The 14,823-nt window shown below is 71.7% G+C and carries 15 protein-coding genes; 8 read left to right on the forward strand and 7 right to left on the reverse strand.

Features of this window, described 5'->3' with window-relative positions; translation table 11 throughout:
* Positions 1-65: 65 nt before the first annotated feature.
* Together ACFW3L_RS09030 and bldC are read left to right on the forward strand one after the other, a co-directional pair.
* Positions 66-899, forward strand: coding sequence for a hypothetical protein (locus ACFW3L_RS09030; RefSeq protein WP_378738058.1), 834 nt, complete (start codon positions 66-68; stop codon positions 897-899).
* A 717-nt stretch (positions 900-1,616) separates the two neighbouring features.
* Positions 1,617-1,820 carry a developmental transcriptional regulator BldC gene (gene bldC / locus ACFW3L_RS09035; protein WP_013155387.1) on the forward strand — a complete coding sequence of 68 codons (204 nt, stop codon included), beginning with the start codon at positions 1,617-1,619 and terminating at the stop codon, positions 1,818-1,820.
* Positions 1,821-1,983: 163 nt separating this feature from the next.
* Here the strand turns inward: bldC and ACFW3L_RS09040 are convergent, their stop codons facing one another.
* Positions 1,984-3,168: a hypothetical protein gene (locus tag ACFW3L_RS09040; protein ID WP_378738060.1), complete on the reverse strand. Its 1,185-nt coding sequence runs from the start codon at positions 3,166-3,168 to the stop codon at positions 1,984-1,986.
* A 604-nt stretch (positions 3,169-3,772) separates the two neighbouring features.
* Here ACFW3L_RS09040 and ACFW3L_RS09045 point away from each other — a divergent pair.
* The gene (locus tag ACFW3L_RS09045; protein ID WP_378738062.1) at positions 3,773-4,645 is read left to right on the forward strand and encodes an N-acetylmuramoyl-L-alanine amidase; all 873 of its coding nucleotides are present in this window, start codon (positions 3,773-3,775) and stop codon (positions 4,643-4,645) included.
* A 134-nt stretch (positions 4,646-4,779) separates the two neighbouring features.
* Here ACFW3L_RS09045 and ACFW3L_RS09050 read toward each other — a convergent pair whose 3' ends face one another.
* The gene (locus ACFW3L_RS09050; RefSeq protein WP_378738064.1) at positions 4,780-5,997 is read right to left on the reverse strand and encodes an LPXTG cell wall anchor domain-containing protein; all 1,218 of its coding nucleotides are present in this window, start codon (positions 5,995-5,997) and stop codon (positions 4,780-4,782) included.
* 655 nt (positions 5,998-6,652) lie between these two features.
* Here ACFW3L_RS09050 and ACFW3L_RS09055 point away from each other — a divergent pair.
* The 3 genes from ACFW3L_RS09055 to ACFW3L_RS09065 all read left to right on the forward strand — a co-directional run bounded on the left by ACFW3L_RS09055 (position 6,653) and on the right by ACFW3L_RS09065 (position 8,754).
* Positions 6,653-7,348 (forward strand): DivIVA domain-containing protein, encoded by a 696-nt coding sequence (locus ACFW3L_RS09055; protein ID WP_378738066.1) that lies wholly within the window; start codon positions 6,653-6,655, stop codon positions 7,346-7,348.
* A gap of 105 nt (positions 7,349-7,453) precedes the next feature.
* Positions 7,454-8,380, forward strand: a complete 927-nt coding sequence (locus ACFW3L_RS09060) for a M48 family metallopeptidase (protein WP_378738068.1) — start codon at positions 7,454-7,456, stop codon at positions 8,378-8,380.
* Between the two features lie 113 nt (positions 8,381-8,493).
* The gene (locus ACFW3L_RS09065; protein ID WP_378738070.1) at positions 8,494-8,754 is read left to right on the forward strand and encodes a DUF6504 family protein; all 261 of its coding nucleotides are present in this window, start codon (positions 8,494-8,496) and stop codon (positions 8,752-8,754) included.
* A gap of 100 nt (positions 8,755-8,854) precedes the next feature.
* On the opposite strand, the gene ACFW3L_RS09070 is transcribed toward ACFW3L_RS09065, so the two are convergent.
* Both ACFW3L_RS09070 and ACFW3L_RS09075 read right to left on the reverse strand, forming a co-directional pair.
* Positions 8,855-9,325: an NUDIX domain-containing protein gene (locus tag ACFW3L_RS09070; protein ID WP_378738072.1), complete on the reverse strand. Its 471-nt coding sequence runs from the start codon at positions 9,323-9,325 to the stop codon at positions 8,855-8,857.
* A 39-nt stretch (positions 9,326-9,364) separates the two neighbouring features.
* Positions 9,365-9,943 carry a GNAT family N-acetyltransferase gene (locus ACFW3L_RS09075; protein ID WP_378738074.1) on the reverse strand — a complete coding sequence of 193 codons (579 nt, stop codon included), beginning with the start codon at positions 9,941-9,943 and terminating at the stop codon, positions 9,365-9,367.
* A 57-nt stretch (positions 9,944-10,000) separates the two neighbouring features.
* Between ACFW3L_RS09075 and ACFW3L_RS09080 the strand changes: the two genes are divergently transcribed.
* Positions 10,001-11,233: an ROK family protein gene (locus tag ACFW3L_RS09080; protein ID WP_378738076.1), complete on the forward strand. Its 1,233-nt coding sequence runs from the start codon at positions 10,001-10,003 to the stop codon at positions 11,231-11,233.
* 176 nt (positions 11,234-11,409) lie between these two features.
* On the forward strand, positions 11,410-12,567 hold the full coding sequence (gene xylA, locus ACFW3L_RS09085; protein WP_378738078.1) for a xylose isomerase: 1,158 nt from the start codon (positions 11,410-11,412) through the stop codon (positions 12,565-12,567).
* Between the two features lie 75 nt (positions 12,568-12,642).
* Here xylA and ACFW3L_RS09090 read toward each other — a convergent pair whose 3' ends face one another.
* From ACFW3L_RS09090 to ACFW3L_RS09100, 3 genes are all read right to left on the reverse strand, one after another.
* Positions 12,643-13,344, reverse strand: coding sequence for a hypothetical protein (locus ACFW3L_RS09090; RefSeq protein WP_378738080.1), 702 nt, complete (start codon positions 13,342-13,344; stop codon positions 12,643-12,645).
* A gap of 26 nt (positions 13,345-13,370) precedes the next feature.
* The gene (locus ACFW3L_RS09095) at positions 13,371-13,922 is read right to left on the reverse strand and encodes a hypothetical protein (RefSeq protein WP_352387814.1); all 552 of its coding nucleotides are present in this window, start codon (positions 13,920-13,922) and stop codon (positions 13,371-13,373) included.
* A 317-nt stretch (positions 13,923-14,239) separates the two neighbouring features.
* On the reverse strand, positions 14,240-14,611 hold the full coding sequence (locus ACFW3L_RS09100) for an STAS domain-containing protein (protein ID WP_352387816.1): 372 nt from the start codon (positions 14,609-14,611) through the stop codon (positions 14,240-14,242).
* Between the last annotated feature and the right edge of the window lie 212 nt (positions 14,612-14,823).

The raw sequence follows: 14,823 nt of genomic DNA on the forward strand, positions 1-14,823 counted from the left end.
CCCCTCCCCGCCTGGTCGTTCTCACGGTGAGTGCCAGACGGAACGATCTGTGCCACGATGCGATCGTGCTGCCCTACACCGCGTATCTGCGCGTCTACCAGCCGATCACGGCCTTCTCCCCTCGTGACCGTCGGTACTGGGAGGGGTACGCGGAGTCCCCGGACCGACCCAAACGTGTGAACGCCCTGGCGGCGGAGCACACGGAGAGTCTGGGCAGGACCATCGCGACCCCACCGGTGGTCGCGCCCTCCGACGAGAGCGGCGACGCCTACCTGCGGCGGGTCAACGACCGGTTGTACGTGTGCCCGTGGCAGACGCGCCTGCGTTCCTGGCGCGCGTTCGGGGAGTTCACGGAGTCCATGCCCCGCTCGATGGTGGAGGCGTTCGTCCCCGCCAGGGAGGCCGACCGCGCCGAGACGGGGTACCGGCAGTGGCGCGACTCGGGCGCGTTGGCGGAGCCGGGCATCCTGTCCAGCAACTGGACGATCCCGATCCCGTGGTTCGTCGCCTTCGAGCCGCAGGAACGCTGCCTCGTGCTGTCCGCGGGCCCCACCAGGACCCTGTTGTACCTGACCAGGACCGCGCTGGCCCGGCGCCGCCTCGACCACACCGCCGCGGTGCTGCGCGAACGCGTCGGAGAGCACGCGGTGTCCTCCTCGGCGGAGGCGCTCACGGAGTGGCTGGCCACGACCGCGCACCCCGAGTCCCTGCTCGAACTGGACTACGGGGGACTGCCGCACCTGCTCAGTGACGAGCACCTGAGCGAGGACCACTCGGTGGCCGAGGTGGCCGAGGCCGTGGAGGCGCTCGCCAAGGGCGAGGGCTCACGGGTGAAGGAGCTGCGCGGGCGGCTCACTCGGCGCTGGAGGTCGGTGCGAGCCCTGGAGCACGCCAACTGACCGTCATGTTCCGGTCGATCTTTCGTGGACACCCCGGGCGCCCTGTCGTCATCCCGGTCGGCACGCGAGCCGGGACGGGGAGGCGCCACGCCGTACCCCAACCTGGTACACCAGGTTTCTCAGTCGCACGAAACCGTCTTTTCGCACGTGACGGCCGTGCGCGCGACCACCCCGCGAGAACGCCCCACCAAGCGCCGTGAAACTGGGCATAACGCCCGATAGGGATCAGCGTAGACTGTAGCGAGTCGACCACAGAGAGCACTCAGAGTAACCGGGAAACCCCTGCCACAACGAGGATCCACGTGGCCCGACCCCCCTGCCGCAGCGCGACCGGCCCCCCGGCCGCCACCCCACCCCACGCCACCCCGAACCGCGACTGACCAGGGCCCGCGCCCTCCTCCCCCAGAGCCGGCCCCCGGGTTTCGGTCAGCTCCGCCCTAGCACTTCGGGTTCTCCGGATCGAGAAAAACGAGGCCCGAGAACGAAGTTTTGACCGAATACGCCACATGCCACTAAACGTGTCGCTAGAATCACTTAGCGTGACGCGGCCACGGGCGGCTTTCAATGGCCTCCCACGTGCAAAGTTGCTTGGAGTGGTCGCGCAAACACCTCGGGTGATATCAATAGGACTCAAGTGGGACTATTGGACATCCGGGCCAAGTGCCAGGAATCAGGCTCAAGGATCGGCACACAGATCCAGGAGGAGAGGCCGTACACATGTCGACTCGCACGCCCGAGGCGGAGCCCCTGTTGACCCCCGCCGAGGTTGCCACCATGTTCCGCGTTGACCCCAAGACCGTGACACGCTGGGCCAAGGCGGGCAAGCTGACCTCGATCCGCACCTTGGGTGGCCACCGCCGCTACCGCGAGACTGAGGTCCGCGCCCTGCTGGCCGGAATCCCCAGCCAGCGCACGGAGTGATCTCCCCGGTCTGTGCCGATTCCGGGGGGAACGGCTGGACACGTTCCGGCTGCTGACAGATTTCTCAGGGCGGGCCACCCAGACGGGGTGGCCCGCCCTCCCTCACGCACCACCCGGGCGCGGGTCCCCGCCCGGGCCCCCGACCGGGGCGGACCGACCACCGTCAGTCCTCGATCTGGTCGTCCATGGCGGTGGTCCGCTTGCGCGCCAGGAAGGTCGCCGCGGCACCGCCGCCGACCGCCACCACCGCCGCGGTCACCAGCGCCACGAGGGAGCTCCCCGTGGTGGCCAACCGCTGGCTCGCGGCCGGCGTCTCCCGTTCCCCCTCGCCGCGCTCCCCCTCACCGGGCGCGTCCGCCGCGATGTGGGTGGAACCGATCGCCCAGGAGTCGGCGAAGTCCACGGTGAAGCCCTGGCCCAGTGCGGGGTCTCCGACCCGGACCGAGACGGAGAACGAGGAGCGCACGCCCTCACCCTCCCAGTCCTCGTCCACGTCGTCGAAGGTGTCGGCGCTGGTCACGAAGCGGACGCTGACGGGCACCTCGACCAGTGTCCGGCCCCTCTCGTCGAGGACCTCCAGGGTCTCCTCCGCCAGGTGGTCGCCGTCGAAGCCGGTCACGGGCTCACCGAAGGCGGTCAGCTCCCCGTACTCGAAGGTCGTCTCCGTGGCGCCGTCGTAGGCCGCCGCCGCGCTGGTCCGCACGTCCGTGAGGGAGAACTCGACCGCGTTGGAGTCGACGGAGACGGTCTCGGTCTCCTCCTCGTCCAGAACCACCACGTCCTCCTCGGAGGGCGTGGCGCCGGGGTCCTCCGAGGGGTCCTGGAAGGGGGTGTCCGGAGTGGGCCGGTCCGACCACCGCGGCCCCTGGTCACCGGCCTCCCCCTCCTCGGACGGGCCCTCGTCCCCGTCGGGTGGCGCGGTGCCCCCCTCGGGTTCCGCCGTGGGGGTCTCCCCCGCCTCCCCGGGCGCGCCCTCGACCGGGTCGATCATGCCGAGACCGATGAGGTCGTCGACCCCGATCCGGACCGTCGCCCGCTCCACGACCGACTGGGCCAGCGCGCCCCTGTCGTTGACCAGCGTGCGGCTCTCCCCCTCGACCCGCGCGAACGGCGCGAGGGCGCCCACGACAGGATCGGCCCCGGCCTCGTCCTCGGTCGCACCGCCGAAGCTGATCGCGGTGGAGTACCCCGAGACGAGGTCACCGTCACCGACCCAGGCCTGCGCGTTGGCCCAGACCAGCTGGTCGGCCGACGCGGGGAACGCGGACACGACCCCGAGCGCGCCGAGGGCGGTGAAGAGGGTGCCGCCCACCAGGAGGCGGCGAACGGACGTTCTGGCGGGAGTCACCACGACACTCCTGTTGCATCTGGGGGATGACCGGCCCGGGGCCGGTCCCGACCCGACGCCGTGGCGTCGGAGCGGGGTGATCCGGCCAGCCTGGCGGGCCGGGGGCGGTGTTTTCCGGGGAGGGTGCGCACACCCCGTACCCGGTCGTAGACGAGTTCGGCGCGGAGTGCCGTGTGCGGGGCGCTCCACACGGCGAGCCTAGTCGCTTGATCACGAAACGGAAACCGTTCCGTCGCCGGGGGACGGCGTTTCACCGCCCTCGGAGTGTCACCGGCGCACGGTTGTGAGCTGATGGAACGCGGAACCGAACGGAACAGCGCACCAGAGGGGAGGCTGGTGAGGGGCGGTGGAGGCCCGTGGCGCCCCCTCGAACGCCGAGCGCCCCGCCCCGTCCTCGGAGTCCCGCCGCCCCGGAGCCGAGCCCCGCCGCCGCCGGTCGGAGTGGGTGATCCCACCGGTTCCGGGTCCGGCCCGGGGGGCGCGACGGGGCGCCGGGGACGCCCTCCGCCAGGCGGGGGCGCGCCGGACGTCAGGCGCGACGTGAGCCCTTCGTCCGTGTTTGTACGGGTACGACGGGGTCTCGGACAACGGCTAGGTTTGAGGCATGCTCGTCTGCGCACCCACAGGGCGCCGGAGCCGCGCCGTCCGCTCCCTGGCCCTGCTCACGCTCGCCGTCGTCTGGACCGCGGGCTGCTCGTCCCCGGCGGGCGGAGCTCCCGGGACCGACCCCACGGCGGCGCCTCCGCTCCCCGGTCCGGAGGACGGGTCCGGCGCCTCCACCGACGACGACGAGGCGCCACCCCCCGGCGAGGGGCCCCTCGGTGACCGTGTCGTGGTCATCGACCCCGGACACAACGGGGGCAACGCCGACGCCCCGAGCGAGATCAACGCGCTGGTACCCGCCGGGCCCGGCGAGAAGGCCTGTGACACGGTCGGCGCCGAGAGCGTCAACGGCTACCCCGAACACGAGTTCAACTGGGAGTTGTCCCTGCTCGTCCGGGAACGGCTGGAGGCGGACGGCGCCACGGTGGTCCTCACGCGCGAGGACAACGAGGGCGTGGGGCCGTGCGTCGACGAACGCGCCGAGATCGGCAACGAGAACGAGGCGGACGTCGCGCTGTCCATCCACGCGGACGGCGGCCCGGGTTCGGGGCGGGGCTTCCACGTCATCACCCCGGGCGAGGTGAGCGGCTTCACCGAGGAGATCGTCGAGCCCTCCGCGCTGCTCGCGGAGGACCTCCGCCGCGAGTACCTGGAGGGGAGCGATATCCCCTACGCCGACTACCTGGCCGAGGACGGGCTGGACGAACGCACGGACCTGGGCGGGCTGAACATGTCCACGGTCCCGAAGGTGTTCCTGGAGGCGGGCAACATGCGCAACGCCGAGGACGCGGAGCTCCTGGAGGACCCAGAGTGGCGTGAGCGCGCCGCCGACGCCATCGCGCGCGGCCTGGCCACCTACCTCCTGCGCGGATAGGCGCCACCCGGACACACACGGAGGCGGGCCCCGGGGAGAGATCCCCGGGGCCCGCCCGCGTCAGTCACCCCGCGCCTGCCGGGCCGGTCACCTCACTCGGCCGGAGGGCCGGGGCCGGAGGGCGCGGGAGCGGACTAGCCCTCGTTGGTCGCGGGGGCCTCTTCGCCGCTCTTCTTCCTGCGACGCGCCAGGTAGGCGGCGGCGCCACCACCGGCGGCGATCGCCGCACCGGCCGCGATCAGGCCGGCGAGCGGAGAACCGGTCTGGGCCAGGGGCTGGGCGTCCTTGGCCTCCGTCTTCGGGACGGTGTCCGAGTCGCGCTCCTTGACCGGCGGGTTCTTGGCGTCGTCGTCGCCACCGTCGTCGCCACCACCGTCGACCGTGCCGGTGGTGATGCCCGCGGCGCTCTCGGCGATCAGGAAACCGGAGACGATCTCGTCGCCGACGCTGAAGGTGATGTACATGTCGGTGATGGCGTCGTTCCAGACGAACCCGGCGTCCTCGGTCTCGTGGACCGCGCTGACGGGCTCCAGCGACACCACGAGGTCGACGGTCTCGCCCTCGACGTCGGCCTGGAGGGTGGAGGCGCCGAGGACCCCGGCGTCGAAGCCGTGGTTGACGGCCCCGTCCCAGCCCTGGCTGGTGGAGACGCTGGCACCGTGGATGGTGGCCTCGAGCAGGACGTCGCTGCCGGCGTCGACCAGCTCGGAGTTCTCCTCGTCGAGTTCGATGACGTCGGCGGAGGCCGTCGTGTTCTCCGCGTCCTCGTCGTCACCGGCCTCGGCCGGGTCGGAGGGCTCCTCGGTCGGCTGCGTGGTGGGCTCCTCGGTCGGCTCCTCCGAGGGCTGGTCGGTGCCGCCGTCGTCCGGGACGTCGGTGCCACCCTCGTTGTCACCGTCCTCGGGGGTCTCCTCGCCCTCGGGAGCGTCGTCGCCCTCGGTCGCGTCGTCCTCGGCGTCGTCCTCGGCGTCGTCCGGGGTCTCCTCGTCCTCGTCCTCGTCCTCGTCCTCCTCGGGGTCGAGGATGCCGGGGAGGTCGGCCTCGGTGATGACGATGCGCGCGGTGTCGACCACGGCGGTGCCGGTGGCCCCGCTGGAGTTCACGGTGGCCGTGGTGGTGCCCTCGACGGTCAGCCACTCACCGATGGCGCCACTGAAGGAGTCCGAGACCGTCTGGTCCTTGGTGATGTAGGTCTGCGTGGGCGAGGAAGCGCCCAGGGCCGAGGCGTAGCCCCACCCGTAGGTGTCGGCGTGGGCGGGCGAGGCGGCGCCCAGGGTGAGGGCGCCCAGCGCGGCGAAGGCGACACCGCCCTGGAGCACGCGGCGTGCGGAGATTCGAGAAGCGTTCTTCAAGATCAATCCTCGTGTGGATCGTCCAGGCCCACATGGGTCGGGGCCAGGCCTGGTCTGGGCTTCCACCGCCGGAACACAAAGGCGGGAAGTCTCGGAACGCGGAATCACGGACCAGGGTCGAATGGGGGACGGCCAAGGCACACAGAAGCCTATGACCTGCGAAAATAGAGAGCTTGCGCGGTTTCGGCCCGCAGAGGGCAAGAGCCGGAAGAACCGGCTGAGTTGCTTTCCATTCCCTACGATGACAATACAGTCCAGCCAAAGATCAAATGCATGATCACTGATCTCGAAAACATCACAATGAACCTTTGAATGCACTGAGTAACCGCGCTCGATAATTCTGGTTATTCTTTTGGATTCAGGTAAACCTTCTCCCGGCCGGAGCGTCTTACAAGGAAGACGTCGGCCGTGAGGACACCCGACCGGCGCCCGTTCCGCGTCCGCACCGGCCGGAACCACCGGCCGGTGTGGCACGGGTCACCTCCTCTCGGCATAATGCGAACCATGAGTTCCCCCCTGCCTTCCCGTGTCCGCCCTCCGCGTGTGCGTCCGCCCGGCCGGGGACGGCCCCGGCACCGTCCGACGGACGACCGGAGCACCCGGGACGCACACGCGAACGCGCGATAGCGCACCTACGAACCTCGTGAACTGCACAATGGGGACCATGCCTCTGACACCGGCGGACATCCGCAACAAGAAGTTCCACACGGTGCGTCTGCGCCCGGGTTACAACGAGGAGGACGTGGACGCGCTCCTCGACCGGATCGAGGCGACGCTGGTCGCGCTGGAGGGCGGGCCGCGCACCGGACCGCTGCTCACCGCGGACGAGATCCGCAACTCCCGGTTCCGCACCACCCGGATGAGCCCCGGCTACCGCGAGGACGAGGTGGACGACTTCCTCGACCTCGTCGTCGCCGACCTCGCCGGACGCGGCCTGGGCCAGCCCGCCGCGCCGCCGCCCCTGCCTCCGCGCCCGGGCCAGGACGGGCCCCGCCCGCCCCACCCCGGCCAGGGGACGGGGTACGCGGACCCGCGCCGTCCCGGCCCGCCGCCCGGCACCCCGGCGGACGGCCCCCGGATGGCGCCCCAGGACATCAGGGAGAAGCGCTTCGCCACCACCCGACTGACCACCGGCTACAACGAGCAGGAGGTGGACGAGTTCCTGGACCGCGCCGAGTACACCCTGGAGGTCCTTCTCCAAGGGAGGCCGGACCGCGCCACGCTCAGCTCCGCCGAGGTGGAGCGCGTCCAGTTCGCCACCACCCGGGCCCGCCCGGGGTACGACCCGGCCCAGGTCGACCACTTCCTCGACGAGCTCGCGGAGGAGTTCCGCCGGTACGAACACCCCTGAGCCCGGACACGCCGCCTCCGCCACACCACACGAAGGGAAGCGGAAAGTAATATTTAGGCACAGGGAGTAGTCATTCCCTGACACGGGCGGCCCGAGGGGAGCAGTATGCGACATTCCATGCCGTCTTGGGGGACCTCACCGACCAGCGCGGTCCACGGGGTCCCCGGCTGCACCGCCGCCCCCGGACCGTGGTCGGCGCACCAGCCCTCCCCACAGGCGAGCGAACCGTACCCCGCCGACTCCGACGAGGAGGTCGTCCCGGCCTCGGCTCACCCCTGGGAGAGACCGTTGCTGGCCCTGGCCGTGACGGTGACGCTGGCGCTGACCGCGGTGCTGCTGCGCCTGGTGTGGTCGGTGTCGGGTTCGCTGCTGTGGACGGCGCTGGCACTGGTCACGGTGCCGTTGGTCTGCTGGTCGGCGCGCGGCCTGCGGTACGCCCGCGAACGCGCCGAGTCGGTCCGGATCTCTCCGACCCAGTTCCCCGAGGCGTACCGGGTGGTGGGTTCGTTGGCGCGGGACATGGGGCTGGCCCGGCGCCCGGAGGCCTACGTCCGGCCGGGGCCGGTCTCGGTGCGCGCGGACGCCGCCGCGCACGGACTCCGGCGCTACCTGGTGCTGCCCGACGCGGTCTTCGACGACCACGGCCTCCCCCGGGACCGGGAGGCCCTCGCCTTCCTCGTCGCGCACCAGGTGGGCCACCTCGCCGCCGGTCACACGGGCTACTGGCGGCGGGTGGCCACCCTCGGCGCCGACCTGGTCCCCGGCCTCGGCTCGGCGCTGTCCCGGGCCTGCGAGTACACCGCCGACAACCACGCCCACGCGCACGTGCCCGAGGGCGCGCACGGGGTGCGGCTCTACGCCGGAGGCCCGACCCTGTACCGGCGGGTGAACCTGGGCGAGATGGCCGCCCGGGCCCACACGGACCGGGGCTGCTCGCTGCTGCTCTATCACCTGCTCTCCCGACACCCCGGCAACACCCGCCGCATGGCCGCCCTGCGCGACCGCGACCGCCGGGGCCGGGTGTTCCTGTAGCCCGCCAGCCCCGGCATCCACCGCTGCGACCAGGAGCTTCTCCACGAAGCGCGACCCGCGCCACCCTCAGGAGACTTGACGTGTTCGAACAGGTGTTCGATAGACTGTCCCTCGTGAGTCTCCTGAACGACCAGATCAACGTCCGTTCCACCGACCGTGGTCACCCGGTCCGGTTCACCTGGCGCGGCCACACCTTCCGTGTGCGTCGGATCATCGGTGACTGGCCCGCGCGGCCCGGCGCCCCGGGCGTACCCGCCACGCACATCCACCTGCTCCGGGTCGCGGCCGAGTCCGAGACCGGCCAGCCCAGCATCATCGACATCTCCCGTGACGCCGCCTCGGACCGCTGGACCATGCGCCGCCAGTGGAGCTGACGGACGTGTCCCGCCCGCCGCTCGGCTGCCCGGACGTACTCCTCCAGGGCGTGGCGCTCGGTGGCGCCGTTCAGCAGCGAGCAGGGCGGTCCGGAACCGATCAGCTGACGTAGTACGGCTCGCCCTCGTCGCGGCGGGCCCAGCGGATGCGTTCGAGGACGCGCTCGGCCATGGGCGGCGTCTCGGACTCCGTGAACCAGTCCACGTCCAGGCTCTCGTCGCCGTCGATCCTGGGTTCGCCTCCGACGGGGCGGCAGCGGAAGGCGAGGTCGAGGAACTGCACCCGGTCGCCGTTGGGATAGGTGTGCGGCTCCTGAGCGACCACGCTCACCAGGCGGTCCACCTCGACCCGTACGCCTGTCTCCTCCCACACCTCGCGGACCACCGCCTGGGCGGGCTGCTCCCCCGGTTCGAGGATGCCGCCGGGGGTGGCCCAGCGTCCGTCGTCGGAACGCTGGTGCAGCAGCACCCGGCCGTCATCGTCGAGCACCACTCCGGTCACCCCCACCAGGGGGAGGAGGGAGTGGCCGACGTGCTCGCGCATCTGGGTGACGAAGTCCGGGACGGGCATGCACACGACACTAACGCCGTCCCCCGTGCCTCCCCTCGATCAGCCACGCCCACGGCGGAGTTCGGCGTACTCGTGGTCCAGGATCGACATCAGGACCGCGTCGTGCCAGGCGCCGTCCCAGCGCAGGTGCTGGCGCCACACGCCCTCGCGGACAAACCCCGACCTGGCGTAGGAGCGTTCGGCGTTGGGGTTGAAGGCGAACACCTCCAGGGCCACCCGGTGCAGCCCGGCTGTCGCGAAGGCGTACTCCAGGACCAGGTCGGTGGCCTCGGTGCCGTAGCCCCGGCCGGTCCACGCCATGGAGTTGAGCGCGATCCGGTAGTGCGCCTCGGCGTTGTCCGGGTCGAGGTCGAGCAGCGCGCAGTCTCCGACGGCCGTGCCGTCCGGGGCGCGGATCAGCCAGTCGGCCCGGTCGTGCCGGTGCTCCCGCTCCGTGAACACGCGGCGCAGCTGTTCGGGGGTGAACTCCTGGTGGGTGCCGGTGAGCCTGCGCACCTGCGGATCCATGTCCACGAGGGCGGGGATGACCTCGTCCGCGTTGGCCGCGCCGAGCGGTTCCAACCGCACCCGTTCCCCCACGAGGACGGGTTGGTCTCGGAAGACGTCTGCAGGCACCATGATGGGAATCCAACCAGCGCCCCGCAGACGGGGGCAACGGGATTTCGAGGGGGCGCGGTGGCGGCCGGTACCGGCACGGCGGGTCTGCACACCATCCGTGAGAACAACCTCCGCGCGGTGCTGCGGACCGTCCGGGCCCTCTCCCCGTGCTCGCGTGCCGCCGTCGCCACGGCCACCGGACTGAACAAGACCACCGTGTCCAGCCTGGTCAGCGACCTCATGGAGCGCGGTCTGGTCCGGGAGACCGGGCAGACCCCGCAGCGCCGGGTGGGCCGACCCGGTGTCCTTCTGGACCTGGACGACCGTTCCGTGGCCGCCGTCGGCGTGGAGGTCAACGTCGACTACCTTTCGGTGGTCGCCGTGGACCTGGCCCACCGGGATCTGGTGGTGCGGCACGTGCCGCTGGACGCCCGCTCCGTGGGGGCGGAGGCCTGCGCGGCCCGGATCGCGACGGTCCTGCGGGAGGTGACCGGCGAGCCCGTGCTGGAGGGCCGCGCGGTGGTCGGGGTGAGCGTGGCGGTTCCCGGGCTGATCGACTCCCCCACCGGCACGGTCACGCGGGCGCCCAACCTGGACTGGCGGGACGTGCCTCTGCGCGACCTCCTCCGCTCGGAGCTGGCGGGTTCCGCCCTCGCCGGCGCGACCGTCCTGGTCGACAACGACGCCAACCTCGGCGCCATGGCCGAGTACCGGTTCGGCTCCCTGGCCGGACTCACGGACCTGGTGTACGTGACCGGCGAGGTGGGGATCGGCGCGGGGGTGCTCACCGGCGGTGAGCTGCTGCGCGGCGCCGCCGGTTCCGCCGGGGAGATCGGCCACCTGGAACTGGCCGCCGACGGCCCGGAGTGCTCGTGCGGGCGGCGGGGCTGTCTGGAGGCGCTGGCCGGGATCGGGGCGATCCTGCGTGCCGCCCTGCCGGACCGGGTCGCGGACCGTCCCCTGGAGAGCCGGGACGTCGCCGCCCTGGTCGACCTCGTGGTCGAGCGCGCGTCTGCGGGTGACGGTCCGGCCGTCGCCGCCCTGGAACGCGCCGGAACCTGGCTGGGACGCGGGGTGGCGACCCTGGTCAACGTGGTCAACCCCGGGGCCGTGGTGGTGGGCGGGTACTTCGTGCCGCTGGCCCCGTGGCTGCTCCCCAGCTGTCGCGCGGCGGCCGGGGCGCACTCCTTCGCCCCCGAGGCGGGCGGGTGCCGGGTGGAGCCCTCCGCCCTCGGCATGAGCGCCGCGTCCCGTGGCGGCGCCGCCGTGATGATCCACGGCCTGGACTCGGGTGCCCTGCCGCTGCCGTAGTCGGAAACGTGGTGGCCTCGGTCGAGTACGAACTCACCCGTGCGGTGTGGGATGAGCGGGAGCGGGCGTGACCACCGCCCGGATCGGGGTGGCGGAGACCGTTGACAATTAGTTGGGACTCTATACAAACTGGCGGGGTCCGACGCCCTCCACGGACCGACCCCCCGGGAGCACACATGTCCGACCTCCGCCCCACCCCTGAGGACCGCTTCAGCTTCGGCCTGTGGACCGTGGGCTGGCGCGGCGTCAACACCTTCGGCGACCCGGTCCGTCCGGTGCTCGACCCGGTGGACGCCGTGCACCGCCTCGCGGACCTCGGCGCGTACGGCGTCACCTTCCACGACGACGACCTGATCCCGCCGGGCAGCACCCCCGCCGAGCGGGAGGCGATCCTCCGGCGCTTCCGAGGCGCCCTCGACGCGACCGGCGTGCGGGTGCCCATGGTCACCACCAACCTGTTCAGCCACCCGGTCTTCCGGGACGGCGGGTTCACCTCCAACAGCCGGGACGTGCGCCGCTACGCACTGCGCAAGGTCGTCCGCAACATCGACCTCGCGGTCTCACTGGGGGCCCGGACCTTCGTGTGCTGGGGCGGCCAGGACGGCGCCGAGACCGAGGCGGGCAAGGACCAGCAGGCCGCTCTGGACCGCCTGCGTGAGGCCTTCGACCTGCTGTGCGCGTACGTGCTCGACCAGGGGTACGACCTGCGCTTCGCCATCGAGCCCAAGCCCAACGAACCGCGCGGCGACGTCCTGCTGCCCACGGTCGGCCACGCCCTGGCCTTCATCGAGCGGCTGGCCCACCCCGAGATGGTGGGGGTCAACCCGGAGGTCGGCCACGAGCAGATGGCCGGGCTGAACTTCGCGCACGGCGTGGCCCAGGCCCTGTGGGCCGGCAAGCTCCACCACATCGACCTCAACGGGCAGCGCGGCGTCAAGTACGACCAGGACCTGCGCTTCGGCGCGGGCGACCTCAAGGAGGCGTTCTTCCTGGTCGACCTGCTGGAGCGCTCCGGGTACGAGGGCCCCCGGCACTTCGACTTCAAGCCGCCGCGGACCGAGGACGCGTCCGGGGTGTGGGAGTCCGCGGCGGGCTGCATGCGCAACTACCTCCTCCTGAAGGAGCGGGCCGCCGCCTTCCGCGCCGACCCGGAGGTGGTCACCGCCCTGGCCGAGTCCCGGGTGCCCGAGCTGTCCGAACCCACGCTCTCCCCGGGTGAGGGAGTCGCGGACCTGCTCGGGGAGGAGTTGGACCTGGAGGAGGCGGGGCGGCGCGGATACCACTTCGAGCGGCTGGACCAGCTCGCCCTGGAGCACCTGCTCGGCGCCCGCTGACAGGGGGCGCCCCCGGCGGACGGGGGACGTTCGCCGGGGGCGCGGGGGGCTCGGAGTCATCCGAGCGGTCTCTGGTCAGTGGACGAGGGCGTCCGGAGCGCGTTCCCGGGCGGCCTCCGGAGGGCGCTCCCGAGCGGTCTCGCGCTCGTCGTAGAGTCTCGCGAACTCCCGGGCGCGCTGCCGGTAGCGCCTGGTCCAGGGGCCGAGGAAGAGCAGGTACGCCAGGAACAGCAGCGTGAACGTCGCGGTGAGGCGGAAGTCGGAACCCGCTCCGTCGAGCAGGTAGCTCATGGTCGCGAGCGCACCGAACAGCAGTGCGCCGACCACGCTCACGACGTTGACGGTCCTCGGGGAGTTGATCCTCGCCTCCGCCTGGGCGGCGAGGACCCGGGCGACCCGGTTGACCTCGTCCCGTTCGTGGAGGCCGCCGCGGCGCAGCTGGCGCTTGGCCTCCAGCAGGTCCACCGGATCGGTGTCCGGCCGCAGCGTCGAGGTGCCCAGCGTCCGGCGCAGGAACGCGGGCATCAGCCACACCATGAGGGTGCCCATGATCACGACGGGGGCCGCCGCACCGAGCAGGACCGGGACGGCGGACGCCCAGTCGTCGAGCAGGATCACGCAGAGGACGAATGGCGGGAGCAGCCCCACGAGAAGGGCGACTGACACGGCCCTGACGGCGTAGGCACGCGGGTGGTTCTGCGCGTAGACCTGCATCCGGCCGAACAGGGCCCTGGGATGTCGGCGAGCGGACCGGGGGTGTGTCGTGGGCTCGTTCATGCCGAACCCACTACCCGGAAATCCCGTTACCAATCCGAGACTCTCGGTGGGGATGTCGATGACCGGCTTCTCGCCCGGGCGTCGTGGGCGTCGGCCACGGCCCGTGCCCTGCGCCTGGACCGGAGGTCCGAGGGGACGGCCACGACCACTATCACCACGAAGACGAGCCCCGTCGCCAGGAAGAACACGGACGTCCCGCTCCACGCACCGTCCGAGGTGTACCGGTTGAGCGCGTTGAACAGGTTCAGCACGCCGAAACCGCACAGCAGCAGCACCGACAGCCACAGCCGCTGTCTCAGGACCTGCGCGGCCAGGATCCGGGCGACCCTGTCCGCCTCGGGCAGGCCGGTCAGCTCTCCCGACCGGAGCACCCTTCTCGCGGCGCGCAGGTCGGCGGGACGGGTCCCGGCGGGGAGCCGGACCCCGGGCGGTGCCGGGTTCACCAGCACGGCGAGCAGCACCAGGAAGAGGGGGAGGCCCAGGGCCGCTCCCACCAGGACCAGGAGGAAGCGCGCGGCGGCGGAGAGGTCGAGGGTGAGGAGGAAGGCGAGGAGCGCGGTCAGGACGAGGAGCAGCACGGAGGCGACTCCCGCGACACGGCGCGCGTGGCGGGGGTCGTTCTGGATGCGGACCTGGAACCGGAGCAGGGGGTCGAGGAGGCGGCGGGGGGACCGGGGGGAGGGGGTGATGTCGTCGATGGACCCATTGTCCCCGAAGGAGGGAGACCCCGCGGGTTGTCCACAGGGGGACGACCGCCCCGCTTCGGGGCGGTCCGGCCGGGCGACACCCGATCCTCTCCGGGCAGGGCACCGCGCCTGCCGGAGGAGGGCACGGGAGAGGAGGGGTGTCAGCGGCGGTCACGGTCCCGGGAGGGGGCCCGGAACCCTGGTTCGGGCTAGCCGGCCTGGCGTTTGGCCTCCAGGGCCTCCATCGCCGCGACGGCGGTGGCGACGGTCTGGTGAACGGGAACCTGACGGTGCAGGCCGACCAGTCGGACGACCTTGGTGACGCGTTCGTTCAGTGCCGCCAGTGACAGGGAACCGTCCCGCTCACGGACGTTCCGATAGGCGTTGATGATGACGTTCAGCCCGCTGGAGTCCATGAAGTCCAGGGCGGACAGGTCCAGGATCAGCCACGGACCGTGGTCCTCGATCGCGGTCCTGATGTGTTCCTGGAGGTCGGCGGCGGTCGCGATGTCGAGCTCTCCCTCGATCGCGACGATGACGCTGCGGCTCTCGAACCGCGTGCTCAGTCCAAGCCTGTGCACGTTCACTCCTCCCGGCCCCACGTTCCGATGGTGAGGGGTCCCTCGCTTAACCATACGCAGCCCGACCGGGAACGACTACCGGACCCGGCTCCACTCCCACAGAGCCGGTCCGGTGAGGGGAGACACTTGCGCGCCCGAGCGGCCTGGTAAGTCGTTGGACACACACGGTATAAGCGAACCGCTTCCACGGGAATGGCATCGGGCAAGAAATT

The organism is Nocardiopsis sp. NPDC058789, from assembly GCF_042745575.1.
Taxonomy (GTDB): Bacteria; Actinomycetota; Actinomycetes; order Streptosporangiales; family Streptosporangiaceae; genus Nocardiopsis; species Nocardiopsis eucommiae.

Excerpts from the sequence above, each read along its gene's own strand:
- bldC (WP_013155387.1), top strand. The coding sequence starts at position 1,617 with ATGTCGACTCGCACGCCCGAGGCGGAGCCCCTGTTGACCCCCGCCGAG.
- ACFW3L_RS09045 (WP_378738062.1), top strand. The coding sequence starts at position 3,773 with ATGCTCGTCTGCGCACCCACAGGGCGCCGGAGCCGCGCCGTCCGCTCC.
- ACFW3L_RS09055 (WP_378738066.1), top strand. The coding sequence starts at position 6,653 with ATGGGGACCATGCCTCTGACACCGGCGGACATCCGCAACAAGAAGTTC.
- ACFW3L_RS09060 (WP_378738068.1), top strand. The coding sequence starts at position 7,454 with ATGCGACATTCCATGCCGTCTTGGGGGACCTCACCGACCAGCGCGGTC.
- ACFW3L_RS09070 (WP_378738072.1), bottom strand. The coding sequence starts at position 9,325 with ATGCCCGTCCCGGACTTCGTCACCCAGATGCGCGAGCACGTCGGCCAC.
- ACFW3L_RS09075 (WP_378738074.1), bottom strand. The coding sequence starts at position 9,943 with ATGGTGCCTGCAGACGTCTTCCGAGACCAACCCGTCCTCGTGGGGGAA.
- xylA (WP_378738078.1), top strand. The coding sequence starts at position 11,410 with ATGTCCGACCTCCGCCCCACCCCTGAGGACCGCTTCAGCTTCGGCCTG.
- ACFW3L_RS09090 (WP_378738080.1), bottom strand. The coding sequence starts at position 13,344 with ATGAACGAGCCCACGACACACCCCCGGTCCGCTCGCCGACATCCCAGG.